Source organism: Neobacillus sp. DHD-1R, from assembly GCF_057747995.1.
On record NZ_CM173232.1, the window covers coordinates 929891 to 952718 of the forward strand.

16 protein-coding genes are annotated in these 22828 nt (G+C 38.3%); 13 read left to right on the forward strand and 3 right to left on the reverse strand.

Annotation, left to right across the window (positions count from 1 at the left end; all coding sequences use genetic code 11):
* The first annotated feature begins 75 nt into the window (after positions 1 to 75).
* The 9 genes from AC3ANL_RS04360 to AC3ANL_RS04400 all read left to right on the forward strand — a co-directional run bounded on the left by AC3ANL_RS04360 (position 76) and on the right by AC3ANL_RS04400 (position 11999).
* On the forward strand, positions 76 to 822 hold the full coding sequence (locus tag AC3ANL_RS04360; RefSeq protein ID WP_488328043.1) for a C40 family peptidase: 747 nt from the start codon (positions 76 to 78) through the stop codon (positions 820 to 822).
* A 320-nt stretch (positions 823 to 1142) separates the two neighbouring features.
* Complete coding sequence (locus AC3ANL_RS04365) at positions 1143 to 2417, forward strand: nucleotide sugar dehydrogenase (RefSeq protein ID WP_488328044.1); 1275 nt, start codon at positions 1143 to 1145, stop codon at positions 2415 to 2417.
* A gap of 90 nt (positions 2418 to 2507) precedes the next feature.
* On the forward strand, positions 2508 to 3215 hold the full coding sequence (locus AC3ANL_RS04370; RefSeq protein ID WP_488328045.1) for a WecB/TagA/CpsF family glycosyltransferase: 708 nt from the start codon (positions 2508 to 2510) through the stop codon (positions 3213 to 3215).
* A 155-nt stretch (positions 3216 to 3370) separates the two neighbouring features.
* Entirely contained in the window at positions 3371 to 4111 is a 741-nt protein-coding gene (locus AC3ANL_RS04375; RefSeq protein ID WP_488328046.1) for a LicD family protein, read from the forward strand.
* A 94-nt stretch (positions 4112 to 4205) separates the two neighbouring features.
* Positions 4206 to 5660, forward strand: a complete 1455-nt coding sequence (locus tag AC3ANL_RS04380; RefSeq protein WP_488328047.1) for an oligosaccharide flippase family protein — start codon at positions 4206 to 4208, stop codon at positions 5658 to 5660.
* 172 nt (positions 5661 to 5832) lie between these two features.
* Positions 5833 to 7272 carry a flippase gene (locus tag AC3ANL_RS04385; RefSeq protein ID WP_488328048.1) on the forward strand — a complete coding sequence of 480 codons (1440 nt, stop codon included), beginning with the start codon at positions 5833 to 5835 and terminating at the stop codon, positions 7270 to 7272.
* A 173-nt stretch (positions 7273 to 7445) separates the two neighbouring features.
* On the forward strand, positions 7446 to 9311 hold the full coding sequence (locus tag AC3ANL_RS04390) for a metallophosphoesterase (protein ID WP_488328049.1): 1866 nt from the start codon (positions 7446 to 7448) through the stop codon (positions 9309 to 9311).
* A gap of 168 nt (positions 9312 to 9479) precedes the next feature.
* Positions 9480 to 10538, forward strand: a complete 1059-nt coding sequence (locus tag AC3ANL_RS04395) for a glycosyltransferase family 4 protein (RefSeq protein ID WP_488328050.1) — start codon at positions 9480 to 9482, stop codon at positions 10536 to 10538.
* A 24-nt stretch (positions 10539 to 10562) separates the two neighbouring features.
* A complete protein-coding gene (locus AC3ANL_RS04400) occupies positions 10563 to 11999 on the forward strand; it encodes an O-antigen ligase family protein (RefSeq protein ID WP_488328051.1) in 1437 nt (478 codons plus the stop codon).
* Positions 12000 to 12079: 80 nt separating this feature from the next.
* Here AC3ANL_RS04400 and AC3ANL_RS04405 read toward each other — a convergent pair whose 3' ends face one another.
* Positions 12080 to 12487: a GtrA family protein gene (locus tag AC3ANL_RS04405; protein WP_488328052.1), complete on the reverse strand. Its 408-nt coding sequence runs from the start codon at positions 12485 to 12487 to the stop codon at positions 12080 to 12082.
* Between the two features lie 211 nt (positions 12488 to 12698).
* Between AC3ANL_RS04405 and AC3ANL_RS04410 the strand changes: the two genes are divergently transcribed.
* Both AC3ANL_RS04410 and AC3ANL_RS04415 read left to right on the forward strand, forming a co-directional pair.
* Positions 12699 to 13811: a glycosyltransferase gene (locus AC3ANL_RS04410; RefSeq protein WP_488328053.1), complete on the forward strand. Its 1113-nt coding sequence runs from the start codon at positions 12699 to 12701 to the stop codon at positions 13809 to 13811.
* Between the two features lie 309 nt (positions 13812 to 14120).
* Positions 14121 to 15182 (forward strand): glycosyltransferase family 4 protein, encoded by a 1062-nt coding sequence (locus AC3ANL_RS04415; protein ID WP_488328054.1) that lies wholly within the window; start codon positions 14121 to 14123, stop codon positions 15180 to 15182.
* A 120-nt stretch (positions 15183 to 15302) separates the two neighbouring features.
* Here AC3ANL_RS04415 and AC3ANL_RS04420 read toward each other — a convergent pair whose 3' ends face one another.
* Positions 15303 to 16367 (reverse strand): LCP family protein, encoded by a 1065-nt coding sequence (locus tag AC3ANL_RS04420; protein ID WP_488328055.1) that lies wholly within the window; start codon positions 16365 to 16367, stop codon positions 15303 to 15305.
* Between the two features lie 244 nt (positions 16368 to 16611).
* Between AC3ANL_RS04420 and AC3ANL_RS04425 the strand changes: the two genes are divergently transcribed.
* Together AC3ANL_RS04425 and AC3ANL_RS04430 are read left to right on the forward strand one after the other, a co-directional pair.
* Positions 16612 to 20778, forward strand: coding sequence for a bifunctional 2',3'-cyclic-nucleotide 2'-phosphodiesterase/3'-nucleotidase (locus AC3ANL_RS04425; protein WP_488328056.1), 4167 nt, complete (start codon positions 16612 to 16614; stop codon positions 20776 to 20778).
* Positions 20779 to 20924: 146 nt separating this feature from the next.
* Complete coding sequence (locus AC3ANL_RS04430; RefSeq protein WP_488328057.1) at positions 20925 to 21989, forward strand: glycosyltransferase family 4 protein; 1065 nt, start codon at positions 20925 to 20927, stop codon at positions 21987 to 21989.
* 193 nt (positions 21990 to 22182) lie between these two features.
* Here the strand turns inward: AC3ANL_RS04430 and AC3ANL_RS04435 are convergent, their stop codons facing one another.
* Positions 22183 to 22821, reverse strand: a complete 639-nt coding sequence (locus tag AC3ANL_RS04435) for a YigZ family protein (RefSeq protein WP_488328058.1) — start codon at positions 22819 to 22821, stop codon at positions 22183 to 22185.
* Positions 22822 to 22828 lie beyond the last annotated feature (7 nt).

The window sequence follows — 22828 nt, forward strand, 5'->3', positions numbered from 1 at the left end:
TGTAAATTAAGACTGGTAACTTTTATGAGATACTATAAATAGCAAAAAGAGAGACAAGGAAACTAGGGGGATATCATGAAGAAGTTAGTTGTCAGTGGTTTACTATCATGTTCTTTACTCTTCGGCGGATTAATCAGTGGACAAAAAGCAGAAGCGGCATCATTTGGCGATAAAGTTACAGACATAGCTCTTGATTATATAGGTGTACCATATGTGTGGGGAGGGACTTCTCCAAGCGGATTTGATTGCTCAGGGTATACTAGTTATACATATAAGAAAGCGGGAGTTACAATTCCTCGAACTGCAGCCGATCAATATAGAAAAGGTCAGCCGGTTTCAAAAAGTAACTTACAAGAAGGCGATTTAGTTTTCTTTAGTACTTATAAGGCAGGCGCATCCCATGTCGGCATCTATTTAGATGATAATAAGTTTGTTCATGCTTCAAGTAAGGGTGTAAAAGTTAGTTCATTAAATGAGTCTTATTATGCAAATACATATATTGGCTCTAAACGAATTGGCAACACCACGAATGGCTGGGTTCTATCGAGTAAAACATGGTACTACTATAAAGATGGTATCAAACAAGCAGGATGGCTTAAAGATAATAACAAATGGTACTATTTACAATCAAACGGTGCCATGAAAACAGGCTGGTTATTCTGGAAAAATGATTGGTACTACTTAGATGGAAGCGGCGCAATGCGTACCGGCTGGGTTTTAACAGGCGGAAAATGGTATTTCCTATATTCTGATGGCTCAATGGCCAAGAATACAAGCATTGGCGGATATAAACTTAACAGCAGCGGTGCTTGGATCCAATAATAAAAAATGTTAATGAAAAGCGAAATGTTGATTTCGCTTTTTATTTTTTTGACCTGATATGGCACGATTTCAACTGCAATACATATTTTAAATCATTGTTAGTTTCCATCATTCTGCAATAAAAATTCACCATATAAGTGAAATATTGAACAAAATAGGATATTTCGACATCAATTGCGTCTTTGAGTTTATTTTACTGTTGTTTTTTGTTACAATTAGTTGTAAAAATTTAATCGTCTTACTTATTGACGGGTAGATTACGTCGTTAAGGTAAAATATAAACATATACAAATGTTAACGTATGAAAGGAAGTAACTTTTATGAATAAAATTTGTGTCGTTGGTCTTGGTTATATCGGCTTGCCAACATCTGTTATGTTTGCTAATAACGGTTTGCATGTACATGGAGTAGATGTTAATGCTGCAGCTGTTAAAATGATCCAGCATAAACAGCTTCATATTGAAGAGAATGGCCTGCAGGAACGACTAAATGCGGCAATTGACAGTGGTAATTTTACCGTTTCAACCACACCTGTTAAAGCTGATGCCTTTATTATTGCAGTTCCATCTCCAATCAATCCTGATAAAACCGCTGATATGAAATATGTAGAAGCAGCAACAAAATCAATTGTTCCTTTTATTGAAAAAGGAAATCTTGTCATTTTAGAATCGACTGTTCCACCACGCACAGTTGAAGATGTCATGATGCCCATTTTAAAAGAAAGCGGACTTGAAATGGGAACAGAATTGCTTATAGCCCATTCACCTGAGCGTGTTATTCCGGGCCGCGTCTTTGAAGAACTTGTTAACAACAGCCGGATTGTCGGCGGTATTAATGAAGAGTCATCTGAAAAAACAGCAGAACTATATCGTGCTTTCGTAAAAGGTGAAATTTTCTTAACGGATGCTACTACAGCAGAAATGGTTAAAGTCATCGAAAACACCTATCGCGATGTTAACATTGCGTTTGCTAATGAGTTAGCGAAGATTAGTGAAAAAATGGGGGTTAATGTCTGGGATGCTATTAAGCTTGCCAACCATCACCCTCGTGTGAATATTCACCTTCCAGGACCTGGTGTCGGCGGACACTGTATTGCGGTAGATCCATGGTTCCTTGTAGAAAAACAACCTGAAAATGCACAAATCATTCATCTGGCTCGTCAAACGAATGATTCTATGCCGCTTTATGTAGCTAATAAGGTTAAAACCATTTGTGAACAGCACCAAATTAAAAATCCAAAAATTGCGGTGTTAGGCTTATCATTTAAAGCGAATATCGATGATATGCGGGAAAGTCCATCTGTAGAGGTGATTCATCATTTAAATGAGATGAACCTTGAGTTAACCGCTTTTGATCCACATATCAAGGTGCAGAAATTACCTAATCAATCTCTAGACCTCGAGGAAACATTAAAAAATGCAGATGTCATCCTTGTATTAACGGAGCATGACGAATTTAAGATCTTGGATCCAAAGCAGACCGCTAATCTTGTTCGGTCAAAAATCGTCCTCGATACAAAAAATTGTCTGCCTCGTGAAGCTTGGGTAAAAGCAGGTTTTGATGTTCGTGTATTAGGGGATTCTAAATCTAACTAACGTAAGAACGGAAGAAAACTGCGGCGGACCAAAACCAAAGCCGCAGTTTGTTACATATGACAAGACAAAAGGAATAACAGGTGGTACGTTATGAAAGAAAACTTTCTTGGGATAGATGTTTGTAATTATGATTACGACCAGCTCGCCTCGTTATTAATGCAGGATATTGAAAAGAAAAAGAAATCATTTATCGTAGCCATTAATCCGGAAAAAATTATGAAGGCACAAGCGGATGAAGAGTTGAGTAAGCTCTTGAACCGTGCTGACTATCAGATTCCGGATGGTATTGGCGTCATTTTAGCCTCAAAGCTAAAAGGCGGTCAGGTAAAGAGCCGTGTAACCGGGATTGATATGATGTTAAAAATATGTCAAACAGCGGCAGCAGAAGGAAAACGAATTTTTCTGTATGGCGGGAAGCCCGGGGTAGCAGAGGCGGCTAAGGCGGAACTGGAAAAACAAATTCCAGGGATCCAAATTGTAGGCACGTTACATGGCTATGAAAAAGACGAAAAGGTCATGATCGAGACGATTAATGAACATAATCCAGAGATTATGTTTGTTGCATTAGGAAGCCCTGCTCAGGAATATTGGATTGTGAATCATATGAATCAGGTAACACCCTACGTTTTCCAGGGAGTAGGTGGTTCGTATGACGTCATTTCAGGTAATCTGAAAAGAGCTCCAGAGCTGTTTCAAAGCTTAGGACTTGAATGGTTCTATCGTCTTATTAAGGAACCTTGGCGTTGGAAGCGGCAGTTAATTTTACCTAAATTTCTATTAAAAACATTAAAGAAATAAATTTACTGGAAGGATGTCTCAACATTTAGTGTCATACCCCACAACCTCAACATACCGCTGAATTTTCTATTTGGCGTCTTTATATTGAGTGTTAAACGTGGGGTCAGACCCTTTTGAGACATCCTTTTTCCTTCAAGGAAGGAAGGGGGAGGAAAATGGCAACGATAGTTGATAATTTGATTAAACAATTACGAGCAAGTAAGTTTTATGGCATTGCCAAAAACAACTCCGTTTTAATAAAACTGAAACGCAAATATGACCGAGCGCAATATCAAAAGCAACAGTATAGTGTCCATGTTTACGGACTGAAGATGTTAAAGTTCATGAAGGAAGCGTTTGCAGAACTTGGTGAGGAATTTTGGCTTGATTATGGAACCTTGCTTGGAGCAGTAAGAGATAAGGATTTTATCGGTCATGACAAGGACCTTGATATCGGCTGCTTCGATTTTGACGATAGTAAGAAGGCTCGGCTCGTTGAGATACTGGCGAAAAAAGGGGTCAAACTTTATAAGCAATTCGAAATGGACGGGAAGATCTATGAGCAAGCCTTTCATTTAAATGACTTGCATTTTGATATTTTTTATTATAAAAAGGGCAGCGATAATACAATTTGGTGCTATTTTAGTGAAATTGGCCCTAATATGGAATTTGAAAATTATTCAAACTATCAAATTGCTAAGGGTTATCGAACTTCAACGGTCACATCGCATTTTTCCGGGTTAATGGATTACGAATTTAAAGGGGAAATCTTTAAGATTCCCAGCAATTATCATGAGTATTTGATAGACAACTACGGGACATCCTATATGAAAGTAGATGAAAACTGGATAACCGGAGAATCACCAGACAATATTAAAATGATTGATAAGCCTGTTATTGTAAAAGAGTTTATTTAGCAATAATGGGCTGACACGATTAATAAAAGAGAGAATAGATTTGAAGGGCTGACATGACAAACAGCCCTTACTTTTTGATTTGAGGGTTAGTTTTATGCAAAAGTCACTACTAAAAAATGCCATTTATAAAATCACCTTAAATTTTTTCAACTTGATCGTCCCTGTAATCATTGGGGCATATGTTTACCGGACATTGGGTTCAGAGGCAATCGGGAGAGTAAAGACCGGGGAAACGATTTTTAATTACTTCTTTATATTTGCTGCCTTTGGTGTTTATCAATATGGCTTGCGTGAAGTCAGCCGCATCAAACATAATAAGCAAAAGGTCAATCAGTTATTTACAAGTTTATTTACATTAGGCCTGCTGACAAACATTGTGACATTGGTTATCTATCTGACTGTGTCCTATTTGGGTTATGGGGGCAGGGCTTTATTTCCTGTTTTAATGGTCTATTCGCTTAATTTCTTTTTAAATATTTTCTATGTAGAATGGGTAAATGAAGCATATGAAGATTATGGTTTTATTACCATCAAGACCATGATTGTAAAAATCATTTATGTAGCTTTATTACTTACGTTTGTAAAAAGTGCCGATAACTATCTTATCTTTATCGGATTGTTAGCCACCACTACTGGCTTAAATAATATCATCAGCTATATTTATGTGAGGCGGAGAGTAAAATTTGATTTTAAAAATCTCAGCTTCCGCCCCCATTTGAAGCCATTGTTAATGGTTGTTATTTTTTCGAATGGCAACATTCTTTATACCCAGCTTGACCGGTTTATGCTGGGGGAATTCGTTAATGAACGGTCTGTTTCGTATTACACGATGGCTCAGCAAATTTCGACGATGATTAATGCCTTAATGCTCAGTATCATTCAAGTGACGATCCCGCGGCTGTCTTATTTAGTCGGCGGTGAAGAAGAACAACAGTATCTTTCGCTGCTAAAGAAGATTGCAAAGGTGTATTCGGCCTTGCTTTTCCCCGCCGCGATTGGACTTTATGTGATTGCTGACTTGGCAGTGGTTCTCTATGGAGATAAAGAATTTATCCCGGCCGGACCGGTTTTGTCGGTTTTTGCTCTTTATATGATTACGATTGGCTTTGAGTCCATTCTAGCGAATCAAGTCATTTATATTAAAAAGAAAGAACATATTCTAGTTCGATTAATTTTCGCTTGTGGTGCAGTAAACTTGGCATTGAATGCTTTCTGTCTTTATTTTGATGTATTAGACGCGAGAACCGCGATCTTTACAACCGCTATTTCTAATATCCTGCTCATTGCTGGTGAGTATGTCTATATACGGAAATATTTGAAGGTACCATTTAATTTGGTGTCATGGAGAAATTTAAAATACCTTGTGTTTTCACTTTTGTTTATTCCAATCTCGATGGCGATTCGTTCTGTTGTCCATGGAACGCTCATGTTGACGGCGGCAATTATCATTGTGTGTGGAATCTGGTATTTGTTCATCTTGGTCGTCACCAAGGACGAAATCGTTGCCTTATTTACAGCGAAGCTGAAAGGGAAATTTTTAAAAAAATAATGTGTATCTGAGGGCTGCGGTCATTTAACAGGCTAATTTATGTTTAATTAATCATTTTTGTGATATGTAATATATATAGCAACAGAAAATATATTTGGTACTCATTCTTAAGCATAATTTAAGGAAACTCTTCTATTGTTACATTGTTATTTCGAAGAGATGAGGTTTTATAATGTCAACTGTGAAAAAGAATTTTCAATATGTTCTGTTGCAGCAGTTTATCCTGCTCGGACTGCCATTTTTAACGATTCCTTATATTTCGAGGATATTAGGTCCTCAAGGCGTAGGCCATTACAGCTACAGCTTTTCTTATATTACCTTGTTTATTAATATCTTTTTGCTTGGCTCTAATTTGTATGCCATTAGGGAAATCGCCAGTGTAAAAGGAAATTCAGAGCAGCTCAATCGCTCTTTTAGTGAAATTTTTCTGATTCGGACAGGTCTTTTAATTATTGCTACTGTAACTTACTTTATTTGTGTCCCCATTGTTTGGAACGGAGATGCCGTTTTTTATTGGCAGTCACTACATCTAATTGCAGCGTTTTTTGATATCACTTGGCTTTTTCAAGGCTTAGAGGAATTTAAAAAGGTCGTCACGCGAAATATCTCTTTGAAGTTAATTGGCTTTGGCAGCGTGTTTATTTTTGTGAAAGATGAAAATGACCTAATTTTATATACCATTATAATGGGAGCGGCTGTCCTAATCGGAAATATTGCCCTCTTTTATCGTTTGAATCAGTTCGTCCACTTTACCGCACGCCTGCTTAAATATAAGCGGCATTTTCTTCAGATGGTGATTTTGTTTATTCCGAGCTTTTCAGCAATGATTTATTCCGTTTTGGATAAAACCATGCTCGGGATCATGTCTACAACAGCTCAAGTGGGTTACTATGAGCAATCCTATAAGATTGTCTATATGATTTCGTCATTGATTAATATTTCAGGCGTTGTCATGCTGCCGAGGACTTCTTCGTTAATTGCCGAGAAAAAGTTTGAAAAACTGGTTCAGGTACTCCGTGATGGGATTACCATGTCAAGTTTTCTTGTCCTGCCAATCACGTTTGGTTTCTTTGTCATTTCGAAGGATTTCGTCCTATGGTTTTTAGGCGATAAATTTACAGCGAGCGGGACCATTGCAATGATTATGGCTCCTATCATCATCTTTAAATCTTTAGGGGTTATTTTTGGTTCCTGGTATCTAGTTCCGATGAAAAAAAATAAAGAATATACGCTTCCCATCGTGATAGGGGCTGTCTTAAACTTTATTCTCAACCTTGTACTCATCCCTCGCTACGGTGCAGTAGGGGCGGCCATTGCGACAACGATCACAGAGGGACTCATTTTATGCATTCAATTGTGGTTTTTAAAGGATGTCCTTGACTTACCATTCCGTTCAAAACAAGCAATCATGATGTATTTACTGGCCTCGGTAATCATGGCAATCGCAGCCTACCAATCCACGTTATACGTTCATTTTTCCCTGTTGTTGTCCATTATCATTAAAGTATTGGCAGGGATTTTAGTATATGTAGTTGTATTACTTTTATTACGTGAGAAATTTGCACTCAGCCTTATTATGAAGTTATACAATTTGAGAAAACGCAGAGCTTAACCTCTGTGTTTTTTTATATATCACCCAATTCTAGGACAAAATAATTCTTATAAATGCCCCATAATCCTTTTAAAAATAGTTTTATACTATGCTATTATTGAAATTGAATATTTTAGTAGATATATGGAAATATCTTCCTGTATCCTTATTCCATACAGATAAGGGGAATGTCCATGTTTAAAAAACTTATTACATTCGCGCTTCTGATTGGATTTTTGCAATTTTTTCAAACGACGGCATTCGCTAATAATGATTCGAAGCCCAACTTGCAAATTCCAATCATGAGTGATGTTCATATCAATTTAGATCTATCACAACGGCAAACGAGATTTAAAAGTGCATTAGAAGATTATAAGTATCTTGCACCAAATTATCAGGCTATGGCAATCGTAGGTGATATGACGGATCAAGGGTTAGATACGCAATATGATGAATTTAATAAACTGTTAGGCCTATACGGAAATCCTAGGGCTGAGAAAATCTTAGCAATGGGCAATCATGAATTCTTTGAAAATGTTTACTGGCCTAACCCACAGTATACAGATCAACTGTTTATAGACCGATTTATTACTAAAACGGGTGTACCAGGTCTTTACTACGATAAGTGGGTCAAAGGGGCCAATGCTAGTCAATATCATTTCATTGTCATCGGGAGCGAGGAATCGAAGATTATCAATGGAGGCATCGATGTTGCTAAAATATCTGATGCACAATATCAATGGCTTGAAAATGCCTTAAGTGAAGGGGCGGAGTCAAATAAACCGATATTTGTTTTTCTTCATTTTCCGATCGATGACACCGTGTATGGCAGTGAAGAATGGGGCGGGGCTTTACGCGATGGCAGGTTAAAGGGAATCCTTCAGAAATATCCGCAAGCCCTATTATTCTCAGGACATTTACATTATCTGCTCCAACATCCAAGAACGGTTTATCAGGATGGGTTTACGATGATTAATACAGGGGCAATAGCCTATACACTTTACGAAAATGGAAATGCGCCAGCAGCTTTTTCACAGGGATTGTTGGTTAATGTCTATGATGATAAGGTTGAAATTAAGGCACGGGAATTTAGCAATCATACGTGGATAAACAACTATACGGTTAAACTTCCATTTGAGAAAACAATCGCAGACGATCAAAGACCTGTTTTTGGCTGGAATGCAAAAGGTTATGCCGATGCTGTTACAGAAACAACAGCGGCCATTTCCTGGCCTTCAGCACAGGATAACACAAAGGTCGATAAATATTTAATTAAACAAGATGGAACGGTTATCCAGACTATTTATACAAAGTACTGGGAGGAGACCACACCGGAGAATTATACTGCAACCATTACTAAATTAAAGGGAAATACTGATTATACCTTTGAGATTACGGCTGTTGATGCTTGGAACAACGAGTCTCTGCCAATTAAAGTAACCCTGAAAACGGATAAGTACAAGGGCTGGATTTTAGATGGTAATAACTATTATTACTATGACTCTGCAACAGGTGAAAAGGTTACCGGCTGGCTCAACTACCAAACTAAATGGTACTTCTTTAACCCTGATGGTGTCATGCAAACCGGCTGGATAAAAGACAAGACTAAATGGTATTATCTCCACAGCAATGGCGCGTTGGCAATTGGCTGGTTGAAAGACAGCGGCAAATGGTATTACCTTGACCAAAGTGGAATGATGAAGGTTGGCTGGGTAAGTGATCAGCATAAATGGTACTACATGACGAGTAGTGGAGCGATGCAAACGGGCTGGCTGCTAAATAATAAAAGTTGGTACTATTTAGATAAAAGTGGAGCGATGCAAACGGGCTGGCTGTTAAATAATAAAAGCTGGTACTATTTAGATAAAAGCGGAGTTATGCAAACGGGCTGGCTGCTAAATAACAAAAATTGGTATTATTTAGATAAAAGTGGAGTGATGAAAACCGGTTGGGTCGTTATTGGCTCTAAGTGGTATTATCTATATAATGACGGTCGAATGGCAGCTAATACGAAAATTGGCTCCTATCGACTTGGGAAAGATGGAGCATGGATCCAATAAGATGGAAGCTTGAGAGAATGCATCATTGCATTCTCTCTTTTTCGAACTCATTCGACATTCTTCGTGAAAAAACACCAGTTTTTACTTGATAAATCAACGGATTAACGATAACATGAAATTTGATTTGTATCATTCACAATCATACTTCCACATGCAGAGGTGCTTCTATTGGCAAAAGTTCTATATTTATTAAATTTCGTGGGCAATGGTGGAACGGAAAAGTACGTCTTAGATTTAATCGATTCAACAGGGCCTGAGAACTGTGTTTTTATATACTCGGAAGAGGGTCCCGGTCTAGAAGAGTTCAAACGTACCAAGGTTAAAATGTATCAGGTTACGATGAACGGTCCTTTTGATTTACATGCCGCGAAACAAATCAAGAACATTATTCAAGTGGAAAAAGTGGATGTGGTCCATGCCAGCTTTTTACGGGAAAATTATCTTGGCATTTTAGCAAAATTGCTGGGAGCAAACTGTAAGGTGATTTGGACCTATCATGTGAATGTGCCAATGGGCATTGGTATTCGCAGTTTAAATAAAATCATGACTTCTTTTAATGATAAAGTCATAACTGTTTCCCGTTTTATGTATGAGCAGTTACAAAAAAAGGGTGTTTCAAAGAAAAAACTGCAATTAATTTATAATGGTGTTAAGGCACCGGTTGAATCCCATCCCATGCAGGGATTGAGAGAGGTTCCTGTTATATCCGTCATTGGACGCCTTCGGGAAGAAAAAGGGCAAGTCTTTTTAATCAAGAGTTTAGCGCAATTACTGAAATTGCACCCTGCAATGAAATGGGAGTGCCATATTTATGGAGACGGGCCGCAGCGTGATGAATTAATTTCCCTCGTCAAAGAACTCAAATTAGAAAATTTTGTCCAATTTAAAGGGTTTTGTTCAGATAAGGAAATACTATTTCCAAATAGTGATATTATCGTTGTCCCATCAAGTAACGATGCATTTCCCTATGTGCCGATTGAGGCATTATCCTATAGTCGGGTTGTGGTTGGCACAAAGATTGGCGGTATACCGGAAATTATTAAACACGGTGAATCTGGTTTACTTGTGGAATACGGTGATGAGACTGAATTAGCTGCCACGTTATATGGTCTTTTAACGGACCAGGAGCTTGTTAAGAGACTTTCAAGTGATGGAAGAAAGTATTTTGACGACCATTTTACTTTTGAAAAAATGATAGAGAAAACAAAGGCACTTTATGAGAACTAAAATTATAAATAGGGGTACAAATCAATGAAATTACTTCGAAACAACCTATTGCTATTAATAATAGGAATACTTGCAGTTGCAGCAGGTACAATGGCAGGGAATACGAAGGTGGCCATGGCTTTGTCTTTATTTGTTGCCATCCTTTCCTTTATGAGAAAAGAAACAGGGATTCTCTTTCTGCTTATTCTCATTCCCATTCGACCATTTTTAATTACGATGAATCCAGGTTTTAAGATTATTGGTGATGTGATCATTGGATTACTGCTAATTAGAACGTTTTACGATTATCGGAAGGATATAAAAAAACTCATATCTTTTCATCCGTTTGAATGGGCCTTTTTTGCATTTGCCATTATCGGTGTGGTTTCTGCCCTTCTAACAGGGGTTTCACTTAAGGCAATCATTGTCCAGTTGCGGGCCTATTATCTCTTCTATTTACTTTTTTATATTGTCAAACGGATGGAAATCTCAATGGATACCATTCGCAAGATGTCAATCACAACCTTTGTTGTAGGTGTAGTCCTATCCGTACAGGGAATTGTTGAAAAAATCTCTAATAAGACGATGTTAATGCCGCAAGAATGGCAGGAGTGGTGGTTGTCTCCGACCAATCGAATTAGGGTCTATGGATTACTTAAAGGACCGAATGAGCTATCACTTTACTTATTAATTGCTTTTATCATTTCGCTGTTCTTGTTAAAACGGGTTAGCGGAGGCATGCGTTATCTGATTTACGCAGGGTTAACTTTAATGGGAACAACGATCTTGCTTACTTACTCGCGAGGAACCTTGTTGACCCTCTTCGTATTTCTATTTGTATATATTGTCATTAATCGTAAATGGAAACCATTTGTTTCCATGGGAATAGTAGCCATTATTTCTTATGGTCTATTTATCGGGGCCAACCTAGCTTCAACTCAATATTTTAACCATTACTTATCAATGGATAATAGTGGTCATGTCGAAAAGAAGTCAGAATCCGACGAAGGAAGTAAACGATTCAAAAATACTTTTTCCGAAGAAACGCTCGATCAAAGTAATACGAGTGGCCGTATCTATCGAGTGAAAAAGGCCATTGAGATATTTGCAGACCATCCGATTATTGGGACGGGGTTTGGAACCTTTGGCGGTGCAGCAACTCTTGCTTACTCGTCACCTATTTACGAGGAATACAACATCGATTTTGATTTTTATTCTGATAATCAATATATCTTAATCCTTGCGGAAACAGGTGCGTTAGGCATGCTGGCTATTCTTTTCATTGGTTACTTCTTACTTATCCCAACATGGAAAAATAGAAAGAAGTTCTACGGACCATTACTTTCTTATTTGTTTATTGCGTTAATTGTGGGTGGAACTGTATATAATATTTTAGAAAATGATACCTTTATGATGTTCTACTTTATTCTTCTAGCAATCGTTTTTCAAAAAGGTGCCGGCAGTACAGAGTCCGATCTCTAATATGAGTTTGGATCTACAAACAAAAAAAGGAGACTCCTCAAAATTCGTCGATGACGGATTTGCGGGAGTCTCCTATTTCTTTACCCTTTTTGTTTATCTGTCTTTTTAAACACGACATATTTACTGGCAAAATAATTAAAAATGATGACTAGGACATTAGCAGCAAGTTTAGCAATAAAATCATCCATCCTCAGGTATTCCACGCACAGAATCATCGTTACTAGATCTAAAAAATAGGATAGTAACCGGAAAAACGTAAAGGACGTAAATTCCTTTATGACCCCTGTGAGGTCCATTTTATTGCTCCTAAAAACGTATAGTTTGTTTGTGAAAAATGCAAAGATCACGGATATAATCCACGAAATGGTTGTGGCCAGCTTATAATCCATCTGAAATAGTTTGGTTAAAATCGCATAACAAACGATATTAATGGCGGTTGTAAGCACGCCAAAAAACAAATATGCAATCGTCTCTTTTTTATTAGTCATAACAGACCACTTTGGACCTCCTAATCGTGATAAAACCATGAAAATATTATAGCATACTAAAGAATACATTAGATATTGTCGAATGGATGTTGAAAAATGTCAATTTTTTATCTAAACCAACAAAATGAAACTTATGGGATGTGTGTTTCGTCAAATTTCATGGTATATTAAGGACAATAAAGTGGTCATTGTACCAAAATGAGGAGATCTCATGAAAAACAAAGTAACAGTCATCTCAAATATGTATCCAACCAGTAATCACAAAAGCTTTGGGATTTTTGTCAAGAACCAAGTAGAGGCACTGAGAAGCCAGGGCCTTTTCGTAGATGTCATTGCCATTGATAATCCTAACAAAGGCCGTCTGAATTTGCTTAAGAAGTATGGAAAATGGGCCTTCACCTTCTTGTTTCATTTGCTTTTAAAAGGGAATAGAACTACAGTAGTGCATGCTCATTATGTATTTCCAAGCGGCTGGCTGGCAAAATGGTATAAAAAGCTATATGGAGCTCGTTTTATTGTGACCGCGCATGGCGGTGATATCGATAAAATGGTCAAAAAAAGTGAACGAATTTTTAATATGACCAAAAGCATCTTAGATGATGCGGATCACGTCATTGCTGTTGGCCAAGAATTGTATACCACCCTTGAAAAGGATTTTGGGGTGCCGTCAGAAAAGCTTTCCCTTATCAACATGGGCGTCAATCGAGACGTGTTTCATCCGGTAGATAAAACAGTTGCCCGCTCCCGTTGCGGTATTCCACAAGTCGTCACACCATTACTATTTGTAGGTAATATTATTGAACAAAAAGGTTTAAATGAACTGATAGAAGCATTCGCCGATTTGAAGAGGGAAAATGCAGCATATGAATTGTACATAATTGGATCCAATAAAGACCAGGGGTACTTTCAATCATTAACAAAGCTTATTGCACAGAAAGAATTGACCGAGAGCATCCATTTTCTCGGCACAAAATCCCAAGATGATGTGGCTCTGTGGATTGGGGCAGCTGAACTTTTTGTTCTTCCCTCACATATTGAGGGATTTGGTCTAGTAGCCTTAGAAGCCATGGCGTGTGGGACACCAGTGGTGGGTACCAAGGTCGGCGGTCTGAAATACTTACTTAAGGATGGAAATGGCTGGCTTGTTGAAGTTGAAAATTCACATTCATTAAAAGAAGGTATGCAAACGGTCTTGAATTCGGAAACAATCAAACAAGACCTCATTCGCCATGGATTAGAAATGGCGGAACAAAACGACCAAACCATCATGACTGAACGAGTTATTGCTCTCTATCAAGGTAAAGAAGGAAAAAGAAGTCATTAATTACAGTACCAAAGCAGTTTTCTGGTAACAGAGGAAAAAAGGAATGAAAATGGAGCCCGCGAGGCGTTCCATTTTCATTTGACATTTACGTATGTATAAAAGTTTCATATATTGGTTGATTTAAGCTAACCCAACCAAGGATTTCTACTTGATAAAAAGAACACATATGATATAATCCATATGGGCAATTAAGTTTCAAGAATCTACAAAAATAGCAAGTTCTTATAATAGAAATCTGATCGTTACTATCCCTATCCTGTCAGCTTATTAGTAAAGCTTTATGCAGGAAAACTATGAGGGAGGATTAATATGATTTATGTCACCATGGTTATAAGTTTTATATGTTCGATTCTTCTTACACCATTAGTTAAAAAACTCGCCTTTAAAATAGGGGCAACAGATAAACCAAATCAAAGAAAAGTTCATCAGAAAATAATGCCGCGACTGGGTGGCTTAGCTATTTATGTAAGTTTTATTATTGGTATGTTGATTCTTCGTCCAGGAGGACCATACGCAATGCCAATCATCATCGGAAGTATCATCATCATCATTACTGGAATTCTTGATGATATGTACGAACTTTCCGCAAAAGTAAAATTTATTGCGCAAATTGCGGCTGCTTCCATCGTAGTTATTTGGGGCGGCGTCCATGTTCAATTTATTAATTTACCATTTGGCGGTCAAATCGAATTCGGATACTTTAGTATACCATTAACGATTATTTGGATTGTGGGAATCACCAATGCAATCAACCTTATTGATGGTTTAGATGGACTAGCTGCAGGTGTATCATCAATCGCCCTCATTACCATTTCTGGAATGGCGATCATCATGGGGGATGGATTTGTAACAGCTGTTGCATCTGTCGTTTTAGCAAGTACACTTGGCTTTTTAATTTACAATTTCCATCCGGCCAAAATTTTTATGGGAGATACGGGTGCGCTATTCCTTGGATTTATGATTTCCGTATTATCCTTACTAGGTTTTAAAAATGTCACAGTCATTTCTTTTATCGTTCCAATTATTATTCTCGGAGTACCAATTTCTGATACATTCTTTGCGATTCTTCGCCGAATTGTCAATAAGAAGCCATTATCGGCACCAGATAAATCGCATTTACATCACTGCTTGCTGCGGTCGGGCTTTACCCATCGCCAGACCGTACTGATTATATATGCAATGGCTGCATTCTTCGGATTAGCTGCAATCATTTTTTCACAAGCAAAGCTTTTGGGCGGCTTTTTCTTCATCGTGATATTATTAATCATGATTGAATTATTTGCCGAAATGATTGGCCTTGTCGGCAAGAACTACCGGCCATTAATTAAAATGTTGCGCCTCTTGCTTGCTACACCAACCCGAAATAGATAAAACGAGAGAGGATGTCTCAAAACAAAAGGTCAGACCCTTTTGAGACATCCTCTTTTTATATCGAAAAGATCCCAAGTATGAAAAAAACCGCTATCACATTTGTGACGCGGTTTTTCTTATCTATTCATTAGTACTTGAGGAGGAATCATCCTGTCCTTCATTACTGTCTTCATCATTTGTGCTCGATGCTGCTGTGTTGGAATCGGCATCTAAATGAGCTTTCAACGTTTGTTTTGTTTCTTCAAGGCTTGCATCATCTAGCTTATAATAATAAATATTATTGATATAATCATCGGCACCTTTTAAATTTATGGTATCAATGGTTAAACCGCTGCCAGCAAGACCATAATCCAATAATGATTTCATATCATTAAATGACATGTCCGTTTCCATATTGTCTCCAACCGCTTCAATCAAGTCGGTATGTTTGGTTAAGGATTTAACTGATAGAGCCTTTTTCATGATGGCTTTAAGAATTTCCTGCTGCCTCATCCCGCGCATCACATCTGTATCTTGGTGGCGCGTTCTGGCTAAGGCAAGTGCTTCTTCACCCGTTAATGTTTGTACACCTGGTTTTAATTTAATTGCATCGTGATGATCTTCTGAATCTTTTTCAGATATTGCATAAGGCACTTCTACTTTAATACCATCTAAAGCATTAACTGCATCAATGAATGCATAAAAGTTAACTTTTACATAATAATCAATGGGAATATCAAGAAGCTCTTGGACGGTTTCAATCGTCATTTTAGGTCCACCGTACGCATGGGCGTGAGTGATTTTATCATACTTGTCTTTTCCTGGGATATATACATAGGAGTCACGTGGTATACTTAACAGCTTTACCGATTTTTCTTTTTTGTTTAAGGTCGCTACTAAAAGAGCATCAGATCGAACCGCGTCTCCATATTGTTTTGCTCGACTTTTGCTTTCATCGACGCCGATAAGCAGAATGGAGATATTGTCCATATCGGGGTTTACCTGAGTGGTCCGTTTGGAAGCCGCTGCTACCGGCTTATACGATTTGTTAACGACGGATTCCGCTTTCTTAAGCAAGAATGTCCCGTATGCTGCTCCGCTTAAAACGACAATGAGCAGCGGAACAAAAATCCACATAAAAATTCTTTTTTTACGACCCTTTTTCTTTTTAGTTACTACTCGTAGGGAGCGTTGAAATTCGGACATGTGATTTCTCCTTTATATTAATATATCTTTTTGAATAATTTTAAAAATGAAAGTCCAGCTTACATTTTACCTTTTTTTAGTCATCTCGTAAATTGAATTTTTGTGTCGAATCTTGTAGGATCTGCTTTCTCCTACATTTTACGGGATTTAACGATATTTTTACAAAAAAAGACTATTAATCTACAAGAATAGTTAGTAGAATAGTCTTGCAATACAAATAATTGTGTCGAAGGGCGGTAGAAGTGTGAAGAGACAGATAAAAAGAAGCATGAAAAAACGAATGCTTAATAGCTCTCTAGCGGTAGCATTAGCTCTAACAACAGTTCCGATGAATATTTTTCCACAAACAGCAAAAGCGGCAGGTACAGGTAATACTGCAACACTGCGTATTTTAGAAACGACGGATTTGCATTCCAATGTAATGCCATATGATTATTTCAAAGATGTACCTGTAACGAATTATGGATTGGCTAAAACAGCGACATTAATTCAGCAAGCAAGATCTGAAGCGGCCAATTCGATGCTTTTTGATGCTGGTGACACGATTCAAGGAAATCCACTGGCAAGTTATGTCGCAAAAGTAAATAAATTAGGACCTAATGATACACACCCTATCTTCAAAGCAATGAATTATTTAAAATACGATGCCTCCATCGTTGGAAACCATGAATTTAACTATGGTTTAGATTACTTAGATGATGTTTTAGGGGAAGTACAATTCCCTGTTGTAAACGCCAACATTTATAAAGATGATCATGATTCTAATCCCGATAACGATGTAAACTATTTTACGCCTTACAAATTAATAGACAAAGAGATTGTTGATGCAGCAGGTAATAAGTCAACTGTTAAAGTGGGTGTCATTGGTTTTGCACCACCTCAAATTATGTCTTGGGATAAAGATAACGTAGCAGGAAAACTAGTCATCAAGGATATTGTTGCGCAAGCGAATAAGTTCATCCCACAAATGAAGGCAGAAGGCGCTGAAGTGATTGTCGCGATTGCACACTCTGGTTGTGATATTGCTTCTGAAGGACAGGAAGAAGCAGAAAATGCTGTTTATGACTTAACAAAAGTACCTGGCATTGATGCGATGCTTTTCGGACATGCCCATGTGAACTTCCCAGGCGATGCCTCATTCACAGGCAAGACTGGAATTGATAATACAAAAGGAACCATTAATGGTGTCCAGGCAGTTGAAGCAGGCTTCTGGGGGAACAACCTTGGTGTCCTTGATTTAGCTCTTGTTCAGGATGAAAACGGGAAATGGACTGTTGATAAGACCAATTCTAAATCAGTTAACCGTCCGGTAAGTGCTGATACAGCGGCCGACCAAACGATTGTGAACGATGTAAAAACGGTGCATGACGAAACACTTGCATATGTACGTGGTAAAATCGGTGAAACGCAAATTCCAATGCACAGCTTCTTTACACGTGTCATGGATGATGCGTCGTTACAAATTGTAAACGAAGCACAAATGGATTACGTGAAAAAAGCAATCGCTGGTACAGAATATAAAGACTATCCGGTCATTTCAGCTGCAGCACCATTTAAGGGCGGCCGCGGTGGTGTAGCTGACTTTACGAATATTCCTGCTGGTGATGTTAGTATTAAGAGTGCAGCAGATTTATACTTGTTTGACAACACATTAAAAGCTCTTGAAGTAACTGGCGACCAAGTAAAGAGATGGATTGAAAAATCGGCTGAACAATTCAATACCATTGATCCGAATAAAGAAGGAAATCAAGACTTACTAGATTATGATTTCCGTCCGTATAACATTGATGTCCTTGATGGGGTTAAATACGAAATCGATGTAACCAAGCCAAAAGGACAGCGAGTTGTTAACTTAACGATGATGGATGGAACACCAGTTGATCCTGCACAGAAATTTGTGATTGCAACAAATAACTACCGCGCTGGTGGAAGCGGCGGTTTGGCTGAATTAAAGGATGCTAAGGTAGTCGTAAATTCTCCATTCGAAAACCGTCAAATTTTAATGGATTATATCACGGCTCAGGGCACCATCAATCCAGTCGCAGATAATAACTGGAAAATTGCGCCTGTTGGCGGCGCGGCCAAATTAGTATTCCATTCTGCTCCAGATGCTAAAGCATACCTTGATCAACAACCAGAAGTAACAGATCTAGGTGCTTCAACAACGAAAGAAGGATACGAATTATATAAACTCGATCAAAATGTTCATGTTCAATTACTAGGAATAAATGATTATCATGGCCAGCTTGATACTTGGAGATCTATTAAAGATAAAGATGGTAAAGTGGTCGATTACTCCGGTGGAATTGAATACTTAGGAGCCTATTTAAAACAAGCAGAAGCAACAAATCCTGCCAATACGTTAATGCTTTCTGCTGGTGACCTTGTTGGAGCTAGTTCACCGGTCTCTGCATTATTACAAGACGAGCCAACCATCCGCTTTATGAATGAAATTGGTTTAGACGTTGGCACAATTGGTAACCACGAATTTGACGAAGGCATTACTGAAATGAATCGCTTAATCAATGGTGGATCCCATCCTAAAACAGAAAAATACGAAGAAAAGTATGGCAAGTTTACAGGCTCTGACATGGACTATGTTGTGGCAAACGTTGTGGATGAAAAAACAAATAAATTGATTTTGCCTCCATATACAGTAAAAGAAGTTGATGGCGTTAAGATTGGCTTTATCGGTGTCGTCACAACTGATACACCAAACATTGTATCCCCAACTGGTGTTGCTGGTGTTAAGTTTACTGATGAAGTAGAAGCAGTTAATAAGTATTCGAAGGAATTAAAAGATGCAGGTGTTAAAGCAATCGTTGTCCTTGCGCATAATCCCGGTTCATCTGCGACTGACGGCTCTAATCCAACTGGAAAAGTAGTCGACATGGCCAAGGCAATCGATCCAGAAGTTGATGTAATCTATGGTGCACATGATCATAAATATCTAAACTCAACAGTAGACGGTAAACTTTTAGTACAATCATGGTCATATGGAACAGCTTTCTCAGATATTGATTTAACCATTGATCCAGTTACTCAAGATATCATCTCTAAAAACGGTGCAATTGTAGACACACTTCACAGCAAAATAACACCGGATGCAAAAATTAAAGCCGAACTTGATGGCTATCAAGAGGATATCAAACCAGTTGTAAGCCAAGTCATTGGTAAAACATCGGCTGCAATTAGTAAAGATGCAAATGAGGATGGTGAATCCGCTCTTGGTAATCTGATTGCTGATGGAATGCGTGCGGTTACTGGTACTGATTTTGGATTTATGAATTCTGGTGGGATTCGTAATTCACTTCCAGAAGGTACAATCACTTGGGGTGATTTATTTAAGGTCCAACCATTTGGCAATGATTTAGTCACCATGACCATTACAGGTGAGCAAATCAGAACATTGTTAAATCAGCAATTCCAGGCATCACCAAGCTATAATAAGATTATGGCAATCTCTGGTCTAAAATATACTTGGAACGATGACAAGCCGTATGGAAGCAAAGTTGTCGATATTTATTTAGAAAATGGTAAACCGATTGATCCAAAAACTGACTATTCTATCACAGTTAACAACTTTATGGCTGATGGCGGTGATGGCTTTACAATTCTTAAATCTGGTAAAAATCGTGTAACAGATGTATCAGATTTAGATGGATTTATTGAGTACTTCAAATCATTACCGCAACCGGTAAGTGCGGAAATAGCAGGACGTATCCTAAAAGTTAGTGATGCTGCCAAGCAAACAGGCTGGGTAAAAGAAGCTGGCAAATGGTACTATTTTAATAAAGATGGCGTGATGAAAACAGGCTGGCTTCAGGATAAAGGAAAATGGTATTTCTTAGCTGAAGACGGGGCCATGAAAACAGGCTGGTACAAAGAAAACGGCAAGTGGTACTTCCTTGACAAAGTTAACGGTGACATGAAAATTAACTGGGTAAAAGTTGATGGAAAATGGTATTTCTTTAATAAGTCTGGTATCATGCAGACAGGCTGGGTAAAAGACGGTAAAACGTGGTATTACCTTGCAGCGTCTGGTGCGATGCAAACAGGCTGGGTAAAAGACGGTAATACTTGGTATTATCTTGCAGAATCCGGTGCGATGAAAACGGGCTGGGTAAAAGACGGTAAAACTTGGTATTACCTTGCAAACTCTGGTGCAATGCAAACAGGCTGGATAAAAGATGGTAAAACTTGGTATTACCTTGCAAACTCTGGTGCAATGCAAACTAGTTGGGTAAAAGTAAATAACAAGTGGTATTTCCTTAACAAATCTGGTGCGATGCAAACAGGCTGGGTACTTGTAAATGGTAAATGGTACTTCTTATACAGTAACGGAAGTATGGCTGCTAACACAAAGATCGGCAAATACAAACTTGGTAAAGACGGAGCTTGGATCAAATAATTCGTCCATGAAGAAAGAGGTAATTCCTTTGGGAATGCCTCTTTTTTTAGTTAGGGAATTATTTTACCTTTTACCGTTTTTTACTATTCCTAATTTGTTTTTGTTTTATCTTTAATGGACAAACTGACTAACAAGGAGGATGTCTGATGCTTTATCTTACCTTGATAGTTTGTTTTGTGGTCTCTATTCTTATAACACCGCTAATCAAAAAATTAGCCTTTGTCATTGGCGCAACCGATCGGCCGAATCATCGAAAAGTCCATCAGTCGATTATGCCAAGGCTTGGAGGCTTAGCAATATTTATTAGTTTTATCGTAGGTATTTTCCTGCTAAAACCCGAAAATACGTACTCTTTCGCCATCTTGATTGGCTGCCTGATTATTATCATCACCGGCATTTGCGATGATCTATTTGAATTACCGGCAAAATACAAGCTTCTTGGCCAACTAGCTGCAGCCTGCAGCGTTGTTTTCTTAGGCGATTTGCAAATGGTTTTTATTAACCTGCCGTTTGGGGGACAGCTCCAATTTGGATTTCTAAGTATTCCCTTTACGATTCTTTGGATTGTCGGGATTACCAATGCCATTAATTTAATTGATGGTTTGGATGGATTGGCAGCAGGGGTATCATCGATTGCGTTAATTACCATATCAGGAATGGCCATCATTCAGGGGAATTTTTACGTAGTAGCTGTCGGATCGATTGTGCTGGCAAGCACGCTTGGCTTTCTTATCTATAATTTCCATCCGGCCAGTATTTTCATGGGAGATACAGGAGCTCTTTTTTTAGGATTCATCATTTCTGTTTTATCCTTGCTTGGTTTTAAAAATGTAACATTTATCTCATTTGTCATTCCTGTCATCATCCTGGGTGTGCCTATTTCGGATACCATTTTCGCGATTATCAGGAGAATTATTAACAAACAGCCACTGTCTGCACCAGACAAATCCCATCTGCATCACTGTATGCTGCGCTTGGGTTATTCCCATCGCCAGACGGTGTTACTTATTTATGCAATGGCAGCCTTTTTTGGACTAGTCGCTGTGATTTACTCTCAGGCAAGAATCGGAGGAGCGATTTTTTTAATCGGTTTCATCATTTTGTTAATCGAAATCATTGCAGAAAAAATTGGCTTAATGGGGAAGGACTATCGACCCTTGTTAAATATTGTCCGAACGTTACGAACCACGACAGCGAAAAACCGCCCGTAGACACTTTTTAGCATAAATTAAACAGTTTCTGCTTAAAATCCGTTATTAGAAAGAGGAACTCAATTCCATGAGCTCCTCTTTATTCTTGAAAAAGTTCTTTTGTCCTTAAGACTTGAATACTTTTTCCTTATTTTTTTCCCAATTGTACTTCTAATCGTAACCGCCTATAATCAACAACAAGAACTACTACTTTTTACCTGATAAAGTCTTCTTCAAGGTAAACCGTTTCTCCCTGTTCCATTGCGCATTGGCCGTTTGTCAGCTCGACCATCCAGTCCCTGAAGGTTTGGACATGACTTTCCACCACGTAGGTCTCTACTTCAACGGTATCTAAATAGTGAATTTCTTTTATTTTATAATCGGAGGCACGAAGTTCTTTTTCAATTTTCCCAAGCCATGTGTAGTCAATTTTCACATGGATAATTTGCGAAAGCTTCCTTTCGACGATACCGACCGTTTCTAAACCTTCAGAGGTGGCTTTGCCGTAAGCACGGATCAGCCCGCCGGCGCCTAATTTAATTCCGCCGAAGTAACGGGTAATGACGACAACTGTGTCCTTTAACTTTCTTTTTTTCAAAACCTCTAGGATGGGTACACCAGCTGTTCCACTAGGTTCACCATCATCATTCGCTTTCTGGATTTGATCATGTTCACCAATAAGATAGGCAGAACAGTTATGGGTGGCGTCCCAATTCAGCTTTTTTATGGTTTGAATGAATTCCTGTGCCTCATTTTCCGTTTCTGCTCTTGTAATATGAGCAATAAAGCGGGACCGCTGGATGTTTATTTCATGTTCACCAGTCTGTTTTACGGTAAGATATTGTGCAAGCATAATAAGC